This window comes from Peribacillus sp. CSMR9, from assembly GCF_033141925.1.
Taxonomy (GTDB): Bacteria; Bacillota; Bacilli; order Bacillales; family DSM-1321; genus Peribacillus; species Peribacillus simplex_A.
The window spans coordinates 1-15,531 of record NZ_JAOPHO010000077.1 but is presented as its reverse complement, the minus strand read 5'-3'; the positions used below and the strand labels follow the sequence as shown (position 1 = coordinate 15,531).

16 protein-coding genes and 1 pseudogene are annotated in these 15,531 nt (G+C 40.4%); 7 read left to right on the top strand and 10 right to left on the bottom strand.

Translation table 11 applies throughout. The features are described 5' to 3' along the window. Positions 1-231 precede the first annotated feature (231 nt). Entirely contained in the window at positions 232-792 is a 561-nt protein-coding gene (locus N9I19_RS21485) for an HPP family protein (protein ID WP_317778934.1), read from the bottom strand. 547 nt (positions 793-1,339) lie between these two features. Then, positions 1,340-1,678 carry a zinc ribbon domain-containing protein YjdM gene (locus N9I19_RS21480; RefSeq protein ID WP_061466168.1) on the bottom strand — a complete coding sequence of 113 codons (339 nt, stop codon included), beginning with the start codon at positions 1,676-1,678 and terminating at the stop codon, positions 1,340-1,342. 151 nt (positions 1,679-1,829) lie between these two features. On the opposite strand from N9I19_RS21480, the gene N9I19_RS21475 reads away from it, so the two are divergent. The 4 genes from N9I19_RS21475 (at position 1,830) to N9I19_RS21460 (ending at position 6,318) form a co-directional block, all read left to right on the top strand. Then, entirely contained in the window at positions 1,830-2,519 is a 690-nt protein-coding gene (locus tag N9I19_RS21475; RefSeq protein ID WP_089363634.1) for a response regulator transcription factor, read from the top strand. Next, entirely contained in the window at positions 2,516-3,520 is a 1,005-nt protein-coding gene (locus N9I19_RS21470) for a sensor histidine kinase (protein ID WP_317778933.1), read from the top strand. Before N9I19_RS21475 ends, N9I19_RS21470 begins: the two co-directional genes overlap by 4 nt. 100 nt (positions 3,521-3,620) lie before the next feature. Next, positions 3,621-4,382: an ABC transporter ATP-binding protein gene (locus N9I19_RS21465; protein WP_089363578.1), complete on the top strand. Its 762-nt coding sequence runs from the start codon at positions 3,621-3,623 to the stop codon at positions 4,380-4,382. Continuing rightward, the gene (locus N9I19_RS21460; protein ID WP_317778932.1) at positions 4,372-6,318 is read left to right on the top strand and encodes an ABC transporter permease; all 1,947 of its coding nucleotides are present in this window, start codon (positions 4,372-4,374) and stop codon (positions 6,316-6,318) included. The genes N9I19_RS21465 and N9I19_RS21460 overlap by 11 nt, the downstream gene beginning before the upstream one ends. Positions 6,319-6,571: 253 nt before the next feature. Here the strand turns inward: N9I19_RS21460 and N9I19_RS21455 are convergent, their stop codons facing one another. Together N9I19_RS21455 and N9I19_RS21450 are read right to left on the bottom strand one after the other, a co-directional pair. Then, positions 6,572-6,961, bottom strand: coding sequence for a hypothetical protein (locus N9I19_RS21455; RefSeq protein WP_317778931.1), 390 nt, complete (start codon positions 6,959-6,961; stop codon positions 6,572-6,574). A gap of 176 nt (positions 6,962-7,137) precedes the next feature. After that, positions 7,138-7,488 carry a hypothetical protein gene (locus N9I19_RS21450; RefSeq protein ID WP_061464463.1) on the bottom strand — a complete coding sequence of 117 codons (351 nt, stop codon included), beginning with the start codon at positions 7,486-7,488 and terminating at the stop codon, positions 7,138-7,140. Between the two features lie 535 nt (positions 7,489-8,023). Here N9I19_RS21450 and N9I19_RS21445 point away from each other — a divergent pair. After that, entirely contained in the window at positions 8,024-8,245 is a 222-nt protein-coding gene (locus tag N9I19_RS21445) for a DeoR family transcriptional regulator (protein WP_034309346.1), read from the top strand. A gap of 90 nt (positions 8,246-8,335) precedes the next feature. Here N9I19_RS21445 and N9I19_RS21440 read toward each other — a convergent pair whose 3' ends face one another. Together N9I19_RS21440 and N9I19_RS21435 are read right to left on the bottom strand one after the other, a co-directional pair. Beyond that, a complete protein-coding gene (locus tag N9I19_RS21440; RefSeq protein ID WP_061464464.1) occupies positions 8,336-9,058 on the bottom strand; it encodes a pseudouridine synthase in 723 nt (240 codons plus the stop codon). Positions 9,059-9,180: 122 nt separating this feature from the next. Then, entirely contained in the window at positions 9,181-10,782 is a 1,602-nt protein-coding gene (locus tag N9I19_RS21435) for a putative polysaccharide biosynthesis protein (RefSeq protein ID WP_289337187.1), read from the bottom strand. Between the two features lie 204 nt (positions 10,783-10,986). Here N9I19_RS21435 and N9I19_RS21430 point away from each other — a divergent pair, with 204 nt between their 5' ends. Next, positions 10,987-12,252: a BaiN/RdsA family NAD(P)/FAD-dependent oxidoreductase gene (locus N9I19_RS21430; RefSeq protein ID WP_061464466.1), complete on the top strand. Its 1,266-nt coding sequence runs from the start codon at positions 10,987-10,989 to the stop codon at positions 12,250-12,252. 220 nt (positions 12,253-12,472) lie between these two features. Here N9I19_RS21430 and N9I19_RS21425 read toward each other — a convergent pair whose 3' ends face one another. Together N9I19_RS21425 and N9I19_RS21420 are read right to left on the bottom strand one after the other, a co-directional pair. Further along, entirely contained in the window at positions 12,473-12,802 is a 330-nt protein-coding gene (locus N9I19_RS21425; protein WP_081108891.1) for an MGMT family protein, read from the bottom strand. A gap of 554 nt (positions 12,803-13,356) precedes the next feature. After that, positions 13,357-13,527, bottom strand: a complete 171-nt coding sequence (locus N9I19_RS21420) for a hypothetical protein (RefSeq protein ID WP_167555996.1) — start codon at positions 13,525-13,527, stop codon at positions 13,357-13,359. A 137-nt stretch (positions 13,528-13,664) separates the two neighbouring features. On the opposite strand from N9I19_RS21420, the pseudogene N9I19_RS21415 reads away from it, so the two are divergent. After that, a pseudogene (locus N9I19_RS21415) lies at positions 13,665-13,820 on the top strand (SDR family oxidoreductase); the annotation flags it as partial. Between the two features lie 145 nt (positions 13,821-13,965). Here N9I19_RS21415 and N9I19_RS21410 read toward each other — a convergent pair. Together N9I19_RS21410 and N9I19_RS21405 are read right to left on the bottom strand one after the other, a co-directional pair. Then, positions 13,966-14,151 carry a sporulation protein Cse60 gene (locus N9I19_RS21410; protein WP_057913195.1) on the bottom strand — a complete coding sequence of 62 codons (186 nt, stop codon included), beginning with the start codon at positions 14,149-14,151 and terminating at the stop codon, positions 13,966-13,968. Positions 14,152-14,216: 65 nt separating this feature from the next. Continuing rightward, on the bottom strand, positions 14,217-15,299 hold the full coding sequence (locus N9I19_RS21405) for a tartrate dehydrogenase (protein ID WP_317778930.1): 1,083 nt from the start codon (positions 15,297-15,299) through the stop codon (positions 14,217-14,219). Between the last annotated feature and the right edge of the window lie 232 nt (positions 15,300-15,531).

Below are 15,531 nucleotides of genomic sequence, written 5' to 3'. Positions count from 1 at the left end.
AAGCGAGCATCTGGAGGGGAAATCAACCACAACTCACTACCTGGTAAATAGCAACAAAGTATGTGAAAACAGCCTATGAAAAAGAGCAATTTTACCGATACCAGAAGCTGCAGCACTAATTAGAACGTTCATTTATTCCTAGACAACTACATTACTATTTTACTTAATAAACATCTCTGTTAGTTAAATAACTTATCATATGGATTATTTCAGTTAGATACGTTTTTAGTCTCATAACCAGTGCTTTGGATACTGTCTTGTTTGAAATAAGTTATTATAGATCATTGATATAAAAACCAATAATATCGTACCTATTGCAATCGGAATAAGGAATCCCCATCCAGCTTGAGAATTAACAGCAACAAGGGCACTTGCTGCTGCGGGAGGATGAACAGTTTTTGTAAGAGTCATTATTAATAATACAATAGCTAATACTAGACCAATAATGAATAGGCTCTTACCTAATATGCTCCAAATAATAAGTGCTGAAATAGTAGAAATTAAATGTCCTCCAATAACGTTACGAGGTTGAGACAAGATACCTTTATGGGAACCGAATACGATTACACAACTTGCACCTAGAGGAGCTAATGCCATAGGATACCCTAAATAGACAGCTACAAAACTAATGATAATAATAGCAATGAGTCCACCTATAGCTGAAACAAAGGAATCAATATAATCAATTCTGTCTTTATCTCTAGCTTCGCCCTTCATTTTCTTTAAATACGCTTTTAAACTTATGTTTGGTTGATTATTCCAACTTTTCTCAAGATTTTTTTCAAAACCCATAATGTATGTTTCCCTCAAGCTTCCTAAATAATTTGATAAGAAAATTGACAGAGTTTCTGCCATAAAAGTTATTTTACAGGAAAGCAATGAATGTTTAAATATATATCTTGATTTTCTGTATTTTGTCAATTACGAAGTTTTCATCCTCTTTTCAACCTGCATTTACAAAAAAAAGGTAACAAAAAAGTCCCTATATTAACGCCGAGCAAAAGGCTCCTCGCCAAACCAAATAACTGACCACCATGAAAACTCTCCATCTATTTCTTTACATCTATTCCTTCAATTGTGAATTTCAAAAGATTTGCGTATCATGACAATTAACTTCTTCCACATTATGACGAACTATGAAGTTGGAAAACCTTTTGTCTTTAATGGGAATGAGTAAAGTTATATGTATTTATTTTGGGAATATATCGAAATATTATTATGATTCGGAAGAGGTTATTCAATCGACTTTTCATAAACTAAAAAAATCCTGGTAGAATTTCAATATCTACCAGAATTAATCATAGAAAAACATTTCCGTTCTGTTGCATTAACACAGCGTTTATACCTTTTTAACAAATTGGGATTTTAATTTCATCGCACCAAAACCATCAATCTTGCAATCAATATCATGATCTCCATCAACTAAGCGGATGCTTTTGACTTTTGTGCCCATTTTCAAGACGGATGAACTCCCCTTCACTTTAAGATCTTTGATTACCGTAACGGTGTCACCATCGTTCAAGGCATTTCCATTTGCATCTTTGATAATCTTTTGGTCACTATTTTCAGTTTCCGATTCAATCGTCCACTCATTGGCGCACTCTGGGCAAACAAAAAGACTTCCGTCTTCGTATGTATATTCTGAATTACATGCAGGGCAATTAGGAAAATCAGACATAAATTCACTTCCTCCATTCGTTATTGTCAATTCTAATATAATAATGGTTTACATACAACCGGTAATGTTTTTTGAGTTTTGCCCCTCCTATAGAACCTATAATGGTTTTACTATATACTTTTAAGAAAAGCTGGAAAGTGCGGTGAACCCTTTGTTTAAACTACTATTGATAGAAGATGATACGACTTTATTCAATGAAATTAAAGATAGATTGGCGCAATGGTCTTATGATATTTACGGAATTGGCGATTTTAGTAAAGTGGTTCAGGAATTCACGGACATAAAACCTGATTTGGTCATCATTGATATACAGTTGCCGAAGTTTGATGGATTTCATTGGTGCAGAATGATCCGTGCCCATTCTAATGTTCCCATCATCTTTTTATCGTCACGTGATCACCCTACCGATATGGTGATGTCCATGCAGCTTGGCGCTGATGATTTTATCCAGAAGCCCTTTCATTTTGATGTACTCATCGCAAAGATACAAGCGATCCTTCGCCGGGTATATAATTACAATACAGAAAAGATCGAATTGAAAACCTGGTGCGGTGCAACAGTGGATTACGAGAAAAACACGGTATCGGCCGAGACTGGCTCAATCGAATTGACAAAAAATGAAATTTTCATCTTGAAAAAGCTCATTGAACAGAAAAACAAGATCGTAAGCCGGGAAGAATTGATCAATAGCTTATGGGATGATAAACGTTTCATAAGCGATAACACCCTTACAGTAAATGTGAACCGTTTACGGAAAAGATTGGATGAACTGGGTTTAGGGCATTTTATCGAAACGAAGGTCGGACAGGGCTATATCGCAATTGAAGAGGCTAATGAATGATCAGAAAATATTTCTTGGAAAGGTTCAGCTGGATCACATTCTACATACTTCTTCATCTATTCATCATCTTTGTCGCTTTTCTTGACTCGGCCATTCCATTAAAGCCAATATTGTATATCGTTTTTTTATCATTGATCATGTTCAGTATTTTTTTGATTTTCCGCTATAAAAAAGAAACGTATTTCTATAAAAGTTTGGAAGCCCGGGAAGACAGCCTGGATATATCGAATATACCAGAACCAGAAAGCCCTTTCGAAAAAATCATAGAAAACAGCATCATTAACCAAACCGAAATATTGAAGCAATCCGCAGCAATTGGCCAAATGACTTTAGAGCAGGAGAAGGATGATTTATTATCTTGGATTCATGAAGTGAAGACACCATTGACGGCGATGCATCTAATGATTGACCGCTTGGATGATGAATTGCTGAAATCCCATTTGACGTATGAGTGGCTGCGCATTCACCTACTTCTTGATCAGCAGCTCCATCAAAGGCGCATTCTTTTCATCGAAAATGATTTGTATATTGAGAATACGGATTTGGAAACTATAATCTTTGATGAGATTAAAACGCTGCAATCATGGTGCATTCAAAAAGGAATCGGCTTCGACATACAGCTGGATGTAACCGAAGTGCTTAGTGATGCGAAATGGCTGGCCTTCATCATGAGGCAGCTCTTGACCAACTCCATTAAATACAGTGAAAACTCGGATATTACGATATACAGCCATGAACAAGCAGAACAAACGATTCTTGAATTGAAGGATTCTGGTCGGGGCATCGACCCAAAGGATATACCCCGCATATTTGATAAAGGCTTTACATCCACGACAAATCATCGTGACCATGCTGCAACTGGCATGGGTTTATATTTAACCAAGAAAGCAGCAGAGTCTCTATTCATCTCCATTGCTGTAAAATCAAAGCTAGGAACTGGGACGACAATTACCTTGACCTTCCCAAAAAGAAATGATTTTGTGAATATCACAAGCATGTGACAAAAATGTCACATGCTTTTATTCTTTGTTCGGACAAACGAAGGAAAAGAAATACATCGCCTTTTATAATAAGGATATAGAAAAAAAGGAGTGTATCGACATGAATATATTAGAAGCGAAAAAAATCCATAAAAGCTATGGAAATAAATTCAATAAACAAGAAGTATTAAAGGGTCTCGATATAAGCATACAAGAAGGTGAATTCGTAAGCATCATGGGTGCATCCGGTTCAGGGAAAACGACTTTGCTGAATGTCCTTTCCTCGATCGATAAAATCAGCAACGGCACCATTACGATCGATGGAAAAGAGATTTCAGGTATGAAAGAAAAGAAGTTGGCCGAATTCCGGAAGAACCATCTGGGCTTCATCTTTCAAGAATATAACTTATTGGACACACTGACTGTCAAAGAAAATATCCTTCTGCCCTTATCCATTACAAAAACACCAAAAAATGAAGCGGCACAAAAGTTTGATACCGTAGCGAAAGAACTGGGCATATATGAAGTGAAGGATAAATACCCAAATGAAATTTCCGGTGGTCAAAAACAGCGTACGTCTGCAGCACGGGCCTTCATCCATGATCCAAGCATCATTTTTGCGGATGAACCGACTGGGGCGCTTGATTCTAAATCAGCCTCCGATTTATTGAACAAACTGAGCGAAATGAATCAAAAACGCAAAGCGACCATCATCATGGTAACCCATGATCCAGTGGCAGCCAGTTATTGCAGCCGAGTCATTTTCATTAAAGATGGACAAATCTATACACAATTGAATAAAGGCGAAGAAACCAGACAAGTCTTCTTCAAGGACATCATGAAAACCCAAGGTGTATTGGGAGGGGTTCAAAATGAGCATTAATCAACTTATCTTTCGAAATCTGAAAAAGAATCTGAAGAACTATTATCTGTATGTGTTTGCCCTAGTCTTCAGCGCCTCCCTTTATTTCGCTTTTGTCACATTGCAATATGACCCATCCTTGGATGAAGCGGAGGGTACAGTGAAAGGGGCCGCTGCCATCAAGGCTGCATCGATCCTGCTTGTTGCGATCGTTTCCATATTCCTTTTATATGCCAATAGCATTTTCATAAAAAGGCGCAGTAAAGAAATTGGCTTATTCCAATTGATCGGCATGACCAAGAACAGGATATTCCGAATCCTGAGTATGGAAAACCTGATCCTGTATTTCTGTTCCGTATTCCTGGGAATCTTTGTAGGGTTTGCCGCTTCGAAATTAATCATCATGATTTTATTTAAAATAATGGGTGTCGAGGCGATCGCAACCCTTCAATTTTCTTTTCAGCCGCTTGTTCAAACCATTCTCGTTTTTAGCGCCATCTATCTTTTCATCATGTTGATGAATTATGCCTTCATTAAAAGGCAGACCATTCTTTCATTATTTAGAGTGACTTCAATGACGGAAGGAAAAGTGAAAAAGGTTTCGATGTTCGAAATGATCATCGGGATATTCGGAATCATCCTGATCATTGCCGGCTATACTGTTTCAGCCAAATTATTCGATGGAGCTTTTTCAGATATGACCGAGCTTTTCATGGCCATGGTCTTCATTCTGGCAACCGTCATCATCGGGACCTACCTATTCTATAAAGGATCCGTAAGCTTCATCTTTAATATCATCCGTAAAAAGAAAAATGGCTATTTGAACATTAATGAAGTATTGTCCCTTTCATCCATCATGTTCCGGATGAAATCGAATGCGGTATTATTGACGATCATCACGACCGTTTCCGCTCTGGCGATCGGGTTATTATCATTAAGCTACATCTCCTACTACTCTGCGGAGAAGAGTGCACAAAGCAGTATCCCCACCGATTTTTCGATGACTGATAAGGGAGATGCGAATGCATTCAAAGAAGCATTGACAGCAAGTAAAATTGATTATGACGAAAAGGTGATTGATGTCATTCAAGTGGATGCCAATGTAAAGGAAATAATGGAGACCAGCCTCGATGAAGTGAACTTCGATCCGAACATCATGACCGTTCCCGTCATCAGTGATGAATCCGTTAAAGGAATCAACCTCGCTGAAGACGAGACCCTTTTCAGCGGATACAGCAATATGATGGAAAAGGTCATGTCCTTGAAGGATTCCGGAAAGATTGAACTGAAGGGCAAAAATGAAGTGATTCCGCTAACATATATGGGATTAAAAGATGATACCTTCCTGCACTATTACTTCACGCACGGTGGTTTGCCCGTTGTTATTGTAGACCAAACGATATTCGACCGATTGAAAAAGGATGTCGACCCGAAAATCCAAATGGTATCCTCTGTCAATATCGGCATTGATGTGAAGGATAAAGCTGAACTTGAAAAAGCGAATGATCTTTTCAATAAAATGAGCTTCAAAAAAGCACATGTGAATGATTCCCAGTTAGAAATGTTCAACACCCAGAAGAAGAATATGGGCCTTATCATGTTCATCGTCGGCTTCTTGGGATTAACCTTCCTTGTCACATCCGGCTGTATCCTCTATTTCAAACAAATGGATGAAAGTGAAGGTGAAAAATCCAATTATACGATCTTAAGAAAACTGGGATTCACGAGAGGTGACTTACTAAAGGGAATCCAAGCAAAACAAGTTTTCAATTTCGGTATTCCTTTAATCGTCGGGCTGCTTCACAGTTATTTCGCAGTCCAATCAGGATGGTTCTTTTTCGGGACCGAAGTTTGGACACCGATGATCATCGTTATGGCACTATACACGGCATTGTATTCAATCTTCGGAATCCTATCCGTTTTTCATTACAAGAAGGTCATTAAAGAATCACTATAATTTAAAAGCTCCAGGGTCCATTAGGCCCTGGAGCTTTTAATTCCCTTTAAAACAGTCAAATCGATCTCCATACCGAAGGAATGATCAACAATGGCGTCTCACGTCCTACTGCAAATGCCCCACTTTTTCAGAACTTCGTTTTCTGAAATATCAGAGTGTTCTGTTTACTAATATCTGTTTGTTTGCTTTTTCTTGATCCGCATTGGGCTTATCATCTGGGTTTGCATCCACTAATTAAGACGACTAAGGGTAGTTAGCCTTCGGTAAGTGCTAAGTAATGCTTTACTTTCCCGTTATATTCAACGATTAGAACATCATCTCGCTCTTTTGTGGTGTATATTTTTGTTCCTATGGGTAATTGATTGGCCACACCATCTTTAAAAGATTTACTGAAATCGTTTGAGAATTCCTCTGTAATTTCTCCAACAAATTCGTTCTTAGTCAGTTTAAGCTCATTCACCCATTCAATATCCGTTTTATAAATGATCTTTTCCCATTGGAGAATGTCTGCATTTTTATCAAGATTTAATATTTCTTCTGCATCTGGATTTTTGGATGTCACGGTTTTGATTTCTGTTTTAACACAACCCGACAAATAAAAAATGCAAACCATTAACATGAAAACCAATATGTTTTTCTTCATCATACACCTCCATTCAATTAGACGTATGGTATTATCTTTCGTTACTGAATATGGCTTTGTATTGCTATTAAGTGTTCCGGCAAACATCTATTTTGGGTTTTAGTTATTCATTCATTTTCATCCGAAAAATAAAAAAATGCCCTTTCATACCGAGGGCATTTTCATAATCCAATTTATTAATTTACGAAAAGATATAACTTCCTATGATATTCCACAAATGCCTGCTGGTCCTTTTCCGTGTAGTCCATCCACTTTACTTTCTTGCATCTTTCCTCTAATCTCTCATTCAGTTCATCTTCTATTTCATTCATGAAACGAATGATTTCCCCATAAGGCATATTGAAATGACGGGCTGCAAGCCGGGGCGGAGAATGCTTTACCAGCAATCTCATGAATTGATCGACCGTGTCCGCCTTCGATGCAAGATAATCTTCCTCGCTCACGATGAATTCATACACTTGTTTTTTCACGCCAGAAAGTCTGGTCACTTCGTCGCGCAATAAAAACTCCATTAATCTTTCGTTCATGCGGCTCTACCTCGAATTTGTTAATATTTACATTCCTTGAGATCATGTATGAAAAGGCTACATTGCTCAACACCTCATTATGACATCGTAACCGCAAGCCATCAAGCAATTCCTGTAATCAGACACAAAACGTAACGACTACGATTTCCTTTTTAAGTAAAGTACATGTATATGCCTCATAGTCAACGTTCGTGTTGTATGACATCTCTTGATGCATAATTAGCATCCTTTTTTGGAAAATATGTGTATGAACAAATGGAGCAACACAACCTTTATTAATTTTTATATATGTAAAGAGAATAATTTTGTTAAAATTTGATATAATAAATGTAATATTTAGTCAATTGGTATCTTTTTATAGAATTTGCTTTTATAAAGGGGTAAAATGAAGCTAATGACATCTTATTTTTTCTAAATGTTTCCGAGGAGTTATAGGGTGGGTAAGCAAGTACATAGTGACAGCTGAAATGCTGTCCGACATATCGGTTGTTTTCATTTGTTCAGAATAACAATGAAAAGAATAAGGAGTGATTTTTTGAAACCTTCAACAAATCGCATGTTAACCCGTATTAAATCCGTTTATATGTTCATTAGTAATAACGGTACGGTTTCTACTCAAGAGCTTGTAGAAGAATTTGGCATCACTCCTCGAACTGTGCAGCGCGATTTAAATGTCTTAGCGTACAATGACCTTGTTCAAAGCCCCAGCCGTGGCCTTTGGACGACAACAAGTAAAAAGGTGAAGATGTCATCGTAAAAAGAACGACCACCCGAACAAAATCGATATGTAAAAAAAATACTTTGAGGCGGACAATATTTGTCCGCCTCATTTTTTCATGCTTATTTATCATTCAGCAGGTTGGCCCGCCTTTAACTGTTCAAGCTCTTCCGCCGTTAACTCACGGTATTCACCAAGCTCAAGTTCCTCATCCAGTTGTAAACTTCCCATGGAAAGGCGCTTGAGGTAGACGACACGTTTGCCCACGGCCTCAAACATCCGCTTCACCTGATGGAACTTTCCTTCCATGATCGTCAACTCGATATCCGATGTCAGTCCTGATTTTAAAATATTCAATTCCCCTGGTTTTGTCTCGTACCCATCATCTAAGGTCACGCCGTTGCGGAATGCCTCGATATCCCGTTCCGTTACTTCGCCATCAATGACGGCAAAATATGTTTTAGGAACATGTTTCTTCGGGGAAAGCAGTTGGTGGGCAAGCTTTCCGTCATTCGTGATCAGCAATAAACCTTCTGTGTCCTTATCCAGACGGCCCACAGGGAATGGCTCGAACACCGAATCCTCTGGCTCCAAGATATCGATGACCGTTTCTTGGTGTTTGTCTTCCGTTGCCGACAATACGCCTGGCGGTTTATTCATCATTAAATATATGAACTCCCTGTATTCAACCCGTTCACCATGAACCGTCACAATTTCCTTATCAGGGTCCACTTGTTCTTTCGGATCCTTCAGCAGCCTTTCATTGACCTTGACGGCGCCGGATTTCAGGAGCTTTTTCACTTCTTTCCTGCTTCCATACCCAATATTGGATAATATCTTATCAATTCTCATCATTTCCTCCTAAAGCCTTTTCAGTAAAAGGCCTTGCCCACTATAATGGCAGGCAAGGCAAAATATTTAATCCGGGATTCACTTTATCATACCCTTTTTTTTACACATCAAACTTCTATCCTTTATAATCCTAATTTAGCTTTTAACCGATCGATCCGGGTACCGAACAAACGATGGGCAAGTTTGCTTTTTAAGGATAGCGCTGCAAAAATGAGAGCTCCAAAGGTTGCACAAACGGCCACGATCAAAATCGCTTGAAAGCGCCCTTCCGTTGTAAACCACAGCGATAATAAACTGTTCATGCCCCATACAGCCAGTCCCATTATGATTGAAAATACAGTGATCAATACGGATCTTCTGATGGTAATGCTATAACGATAGCCAGTAAAGTAGGTAATGACATATAAATTCAGCAAGACAGCTGCCAAGTAGCCGAAGGCCGTGGCATAAACAGATCCTTCCGTTTCAAACAACTTGATCAGCGGGATATTCAAGCTCAATTTGATTAAAAAGCCAACTAGCAGGCTGAGCACCGTATATTTTTGCTGATTGATCCCTTGTAAAACAGCCGCCGAAATGGAAAAGAGCGCAAATAAGATGGAAACGGGAGCATAAGCCTTCAGGACACTGATTCCAAGCGGGTCATGGCTGTAAAAGGCACTATAGATTGGATCGGCCAGCACCGACATGCCAACGACCGCGGGAATCGTAATGAACAACAAAATTTGAAAGGCCTGGTTCAGCTGGCGGTTGAACTCTTCCGAATCCTCGCTTACATATGCCTTCGTCACCGAAGGAAGAAGTGCCATCGAAAACCCGGTTGCAAGCGTCATTGGAATCACGACAAGTTTCTGGGCATACACGTTCAAAACCCCAAGAGCATCTTCCGCGACATGCTGTAATCCGATGGACGACATCGCTTTATTGAAAGACAATAAGTCCGCAAACTGAAACATTGGCATCGCGATCCCGACGAATATGAAAGGAATCGACGAAAGAAATATTTCTTTATAAATCTCAGGCAGGGAAATTTCCAGCGTTCCCCGGTCTTTCTCCATCAAACTGTCCAAATGGGGCTTTTGTTTTTTCCAATACCAAAATAACACCACTAAACCGCCGACAGCCCCGACCGTCGCCGCGAATGTAGCCATTTGGATGGCCTTCACTAACTCTCCATCCATGACATTTAAAACAACATACACACCGGCCAGAAGGAACACGATGCGGACAACTTGTTCAACAACCTGAGATATGGCCGTTGGCTCCATCGCTTCATGACCTTGAAAGAAGCCGCGGATGATACTCATGAACGGTACAAAAATCAAGGCGAAGCTGACAGCCCGTATGATCTCCGTGACATCCCCTACATCTTCCTTCTTGACTCCAAAGATTCCAGTAAACATCGGTGCCATGGTATAGAGAATCAAAAAAGCGAGAAAACCGGTGGCAGCCATTAATTTCAGGCTCGATTTAAATAACTTCTCACCGACGGCGTACTCCTCGAGCGCATTATACTTCGAAATGAATTTAGAAACAGCAAGCGGCATGCCTGCCGTTGCAAAGCTGATGAAAATAGTATATGGAACATATCCATATTGATAGAGGGTAGCCCCTTTATTCCCAACCATATGTTCAAAGGGGATGACATAAAACAAACCAAGAATCTTGGAAATAATAGCTCCCAGCGTTAATATAAAAGCCCCTTTTAAAAATTTAGACGACATCTAATCCCATCCTGCCTCTGTCAGTTACGTTTCACACGCTTTTTATCTTAACATAATAAAGTAATTTTTCTATAAAAACTACTCTCAAGTTTATCTTTTTCGAAGATAATACACAAACAAATAATTTCTCTTTTTCTACATTCGCAATCTGACGGGCTCTTGCTATATAATGAAGGGACTGAAAATGATAAAGTGGTGATCAATTTGAAATATGATGTAGTGGTAATTGGCGGCGGTCCTTCCGGATTGATGGCAGCAATTGCAGCCGGGGAAAAAGGTGCCCATGTATTGTTAGTGGATAAAGGCGAGAAGCTTGGAAGGAAACTTGCAATCTCGGGCGGCGGACGCTGCAACGTGACGAACAGGCTCTCCATCGATGAAATCATTCAGCATATCCCTGGAAACGGGCGATTTCTATACAGTGCTTTCTCAGAATTCAACAATGAAGACATTATTCAATTCTTTGAAAAATTGGGTGTGGCTCTAAAAGAAGAGGACCATGGCCGGATGTTCCCAGTTAACGATAAAGCACAGAGTGTCGTGGATGCCCTACTGACGCGCCTGTCGAATTTAAAGGTTACGACTTATAAGAACTCACCAGTTGCCGAAGTTCTCTATGAACATGGAAAAACAAGCGGGGTCCGGTTAAAAGATGGACAGACCATTGACACAGATGCAGTCGTGATTGCTGTCGGCGGAAAATCAGTTCCTCACACCGGTTCAACCGGGGATGGCTACGCATGGGCTAAAAAGGCGGGGCATACGATTACCGAATTGTTCCCAACTGAAGTTCCCGTACTTAGCCATGAAACATTCATTAAAGATCGAACACTTCAAGGCCTTGCACTTCGGGATGTTTCATTGAGTGTCCTCAACCCAAAAGGCAAGGCCCTGATCACACACCAAATGGATATGCTCTTCACCCATTTCGGCGTCTCCGGTCCAGCTGTTCTAAGGTGCAGCCAATTCGTCGTGAAAGCGATGAAAAAATGGAACCTATCGGAAGTGACAATGAAACTCGATGCCCTTCCCGACCGAAACAAGGAAGAGGTCTTTCAAGACATCATGAAAGAAATCAAAGCCGAACCGAAAAAAGCCATTAAAAATACGTTAAAAGGATTAGTTCCTGAACGATACCTTCACTTTCTGCTTGAGCGAAGCGGCATCGATCTTCAAGAACAAGGAGCGACGATATCAAATGAAAAAATCCGCCGCTTTGCTGAACTATGCAAGGACTTCCAATTTGGAGTGCATGGCACCCAGCCGCTAGAAAAAGCCTTCGTCACGGGGGGCGGCGTATCCGTCAAGGAAATCCACCCAAAAGAAATGGCATCCAAAATAATGGATGGCCTGTATTTTTGCGGTGAAATTCTGGATATACACGGATACACTGGCGGCTACAATATCACCTCGGCATTAGTAACCGGAAGACTCGCCGGAATGAATGCTGCCATGTATGCCCGTTCATAATTCCTAAAAAAGGCTGATCCGTTTGGATCAGCCTCTTTTTTATGCGATTTATAATCATTCAGTGCTTGATGGACATTAGTTCAGGCGCTGGCGCAGGTTTTTCGGCCGTTCTTGCACTTTTTCCGACCGACAGCGCTTTTAATCGACCGTACTCCTACTTTTTTCGGCCCATAACGTTTTTATTCGGCCGTTCTCGCAATTTATTCGACCGCTTCCTCTTTTATTCCGGCTTTCCATTGAAAAATTCTGGATGATAGCGAAAAGCTTCGAGGTCAACGGTATTCCTCTTCGTGAATGTGACCCCTTCACTCTCCAGCATCGCCTTCTGGTGTTCTGCGGCTCCCTCTGCTTTTATGCCGATTTCGCCTTTGGCATTGATAACCCGATGCCAAGGAAGGTCATGTTTTTTGCTGCTTGAATGAAGGATCCTTACGACCTGCCTTGCACCTTGCTGACTTCCGGCGAGCTGTCCAATTTGACCATATGTCATCACTTTGCCGGAAGGGATATGTTGAATGATCTTAATCACCCGTTCTGTAAAACTTTCCAAATTACTCACCCCTTTGTTCTATCCGTTTACCAATCGTAATTTTTTTATCGGTTATCAGGAACCCATGATGCTTGATCAAGTCAATTTTAAGCTCAGCAGGCACTCTACAGTCATCGTAAGCATAGACAGAAATCAATCCTCGTTCATTGATCAATTTATCGATTCATTTCTCATATGCCCCTATCGCTCGCTAACTTGATCCTCATTGCCCCATGTCCGCACGAGTTGATTCCGCTTTAGAATATGTATCGATGTTTTTCAAGCATTTTTGAAGGATGGAAGTCTCCATGAAAACAATAAAAATCAAAATTATTAATAAGATGCACTTTCTCCAATTGCTCCTATGTATTACGTTTAACTTTACCCATTATCAGCAAGTTTGTAAAATTCATAGAAAAATATAGTCAGTTTTTCTTAATTATAGTGATGAAATCCACAGCTGTTTTGATTTGTTGATTCGAATTGGGGCTGCTTTTAGTCCACACGGTGAAAGACCAAGCAGCCCAATTCAACAGGCTCGTTCTTCATGTATTTTCCCAATTTGATGTTCGTATTTAAATCACGGGATAATACGGTACATAACGCGGGTTATAATAATATGGCGGTCTTGGCCCTATGAGGGGCAATTCAAAGGTATTGGGGTTGGAATCATATAACAACTCCACTTTTTCATCCGATTGTCCGACCAATAGCAACTTCACATTTTCGCTATAATAATATGGCATATGGAGGCCTCCAAATTTTTTTTCCTATCCATTAGCATATTCCAACAGCACGGCAACGAGCCCGTACCTAAACCTGTTCTTCATGCACCGCATTTACCTGGTTTACATAAAGTAATCCGACTAAATTCTTTTTTAGCTCGGCCGACGAAGTGACACAAGTAGAAAACCCGATGGAGCGCCAAGGCCAGCCGTTTGAACTGGCTCCCACCTTTGTTTATCTTGCTTCGGATGATTCCCGTTTTGTGACAGGACAAACACTTCATGTAAACGGCGGGGAAACGACATCATCCTGACTTCCCAAATCGTATAATCTTCCCCCTGGAAATCCACTTTCTTGGAACATTCACGAAAAAAGACTACCTTGATTTGCCCGCTTTACAGCAATAGGTAGTCTCATATTGTTTATATGTACGGAAAACGATAGGGCGAATCCCGCCTTCATTTTTTTTTATAAATGATCATCGCACTAAAACAGTAAATCTGTTCCTCTTCCTCTTCACCTGTAGTGGCGACATTATATTTGATGTCGACGATTTGATTATCGCGAATGTCTTCCAAGAAAACGTTCATTTCATCCTCTAGATCCTTTTCATGCTCATAATCGAATAATTTGACTTGTATCATCGGCTTTCCCCTGCCCTTTTACTATAATGATAGTTATTGTGCAGGATGCCCATTTTTCATGATGATTATACCTGATTTGTTTGTAAAGCGGCTAATAATGCTACCACTTCATCCCCGACTTCTTCTGTAGAGGCTTCCCCGCCCATATCAGGCGTCAGTGCCCTTTTATCGACCATCACCCTTTCGATCACGTCCAACACTTTTGCACCCCACTCCTCATGCCCGAAGAAATCAAGAATCTGACTGGCGGACCATATGGCCGCAAGTGGATTGGCGATGCCTTGATGGGCAATATCCGGCGCTGAGCCATGAATCGGTTCGAACATCGAAGGATAAATCCGTTCCGGGTTTAAATTGGCTCCGGCTGCCAAACCCATCCCGCCTGCAATGGCAGCACCTAAATCCGTGATGATGTCACCAAACAAATTGGAGGTGACAACGATTTGAAATCGTTCGGGCTGTTTGACAAAAAACATGCTTGCCGCATCGACCAGATAGGAATTCGTTTCTACCTCCGGATACTCAATCCCGATTTCTTCAAAAACCTGATCCCAAAAAACCATTGAATAATTCAATGCGTTCGCCTTGCTTATACTCGTTAGCGTCCTGCCCGTTTTACGCGCGAGTTCATACGCATAACGGATGATTCTCTCCGTTCCCTTTCGCGAAAAGACCCCCGTCTGCAATACAACTTCTTCTGGCTTGCCTTTGAAAAGCCAATCACCAGCACCGGAATATTCCCCTTCACTGTTTTCACGGATGACAATCATATCGATTTGGTCCCGTGTCACGTCTTTTAATGGACAAGGTGCACCTTGAAGCAATTTAACGGGTCGAACATTTACATATTGGTCAAATTGCTTTCTGATTTTCAGCAGAAGCTCACGTAATGAAATATGATCCGGGACACCAGGATAACCAACCGCCCCAAGATACACGGCATCAAACTTCATAAGTTGTTCCAGCCCGTCTTCGGGCAGCATTTTACCATGCTCAAGATAATATTCGCATCCCCATGGAAAATATGTGAACTCGAAAGAAAAATCCCCGGCAATCCCAGCCACTTTTTTTAGGACCTTAACACCCTCATTAATCACTTCAGGGCCTATTCCGTCACCCGCAATGACCGCTATTTTATAAACATCCATTCTTCGCCCTCCTTTATCTATATTTTCTGATTTCAACACCCTAATTTTAACATATAACTTTTGCATTCCCGCTCCTAATGGAAACGCTTAAATGTGAACGGCAAAAAAAAATTTTATCGGAAAGGTCCATAATGCAAAAAGAGCCCTTTCATGAAGAGGCTGCTGAAAAACTCACGTTTTTCTAACTAGTACGGTAAATCAAACTAAAAAAAAGACAATTCTCATTCGATAC

What these genes read in the sequence shown, in the direction of transcription:
- N9I19_RS21485 (WP_317778934.1), bottom strand. Translation starts at nt 792, where the DNA reads ATGGGTTTTGAAAAAAATCTTGAGAAAAGTTGGAATAATCAACCAAAC.
- N9I19_RS21480 (WP_061466168.1), bottom strand. Translation starts at nt 1,678, where the DNA reads ATGTCTGATTTTCCTAATTGCCCTGCATGTAATTCAGAATATACATAC.
- N9I19_RS21470 (WP_317778933.1), top strand. Translation starts at nt 2,516, where the DNA reads ATGATCAGAAAATATTTCTTGGAAAGGTTCAGCTGGATCACATTCTAC.
- N9I19_RS21465 (WP_089363578.1), top strand. Translation starts at nt 3,621, where the DNA reads ATGAATATATTAGAAGCGAAAAAAATCCATAAAAGCTATGGAAATAAA.
- N9I19_RS21460 (WP_317778932.1), top strand. Translation starts at nt 4,372, where the DNA reads ATGAGCATTAATCAACTTATCTTTCGAAATCTGAAAAAGAATCTGAAG.
- N9I19_RS21455 (WP_317778931.1), bottom strand. Translation starts at nt 6,961, where the DNA reads ATGAAGAAAAACATATTGGTTTTCATGTTAATGGTTTGCATTTTTTAT.
- N9I19_RS21450 (WP_061464463.1), bottom strand. Translation starts at nt 7,488, where the DNA reads ATGAACGAAAGATTAATGGAGTTTTTATTGCGCGACGAAGTGACCAGA.
- N9I19_RS21440 (WP_061464464.1), bottom strand. Translation starts at nt 9,058, where the DNA reads ATGAGAATTGATAAGATATTATCCAATATTGGGTATGGAAGCAGGAAA.
- N9I19_RS21435 (WP_289337187.1), bottom strand. Translation starts at nt 10,782, where the DNA reads ATGTCGTCTAAATTTTTAAAAGGGGCTTTTATATTAACGCTGGGAGCT.
- N9I19_RS21420 (WP_167555996.1), bottom strand. Translation starts at nt 13,527, where the DNA reads ATGCCATATTATTATAGCGAAAATGTGAAGTTGCTATTGGTCGGACAA.
- N9I19_RS21410 (WP_057913195.1), bottom strand. Translation starts at nt 14,151, where the DNA reads ATGATACAAGTCAAATTATTCGATTATGAGCATGAAAAGGATCTAGAG.
- N9I19_RS21405 (WP_317778930.1), bottom strand. Translation starts at nt 15,299, where the DNA reads ATGGATGTTTATAAAATAGCGGTCATTGCGGGTGACGGAATAGGCCCT.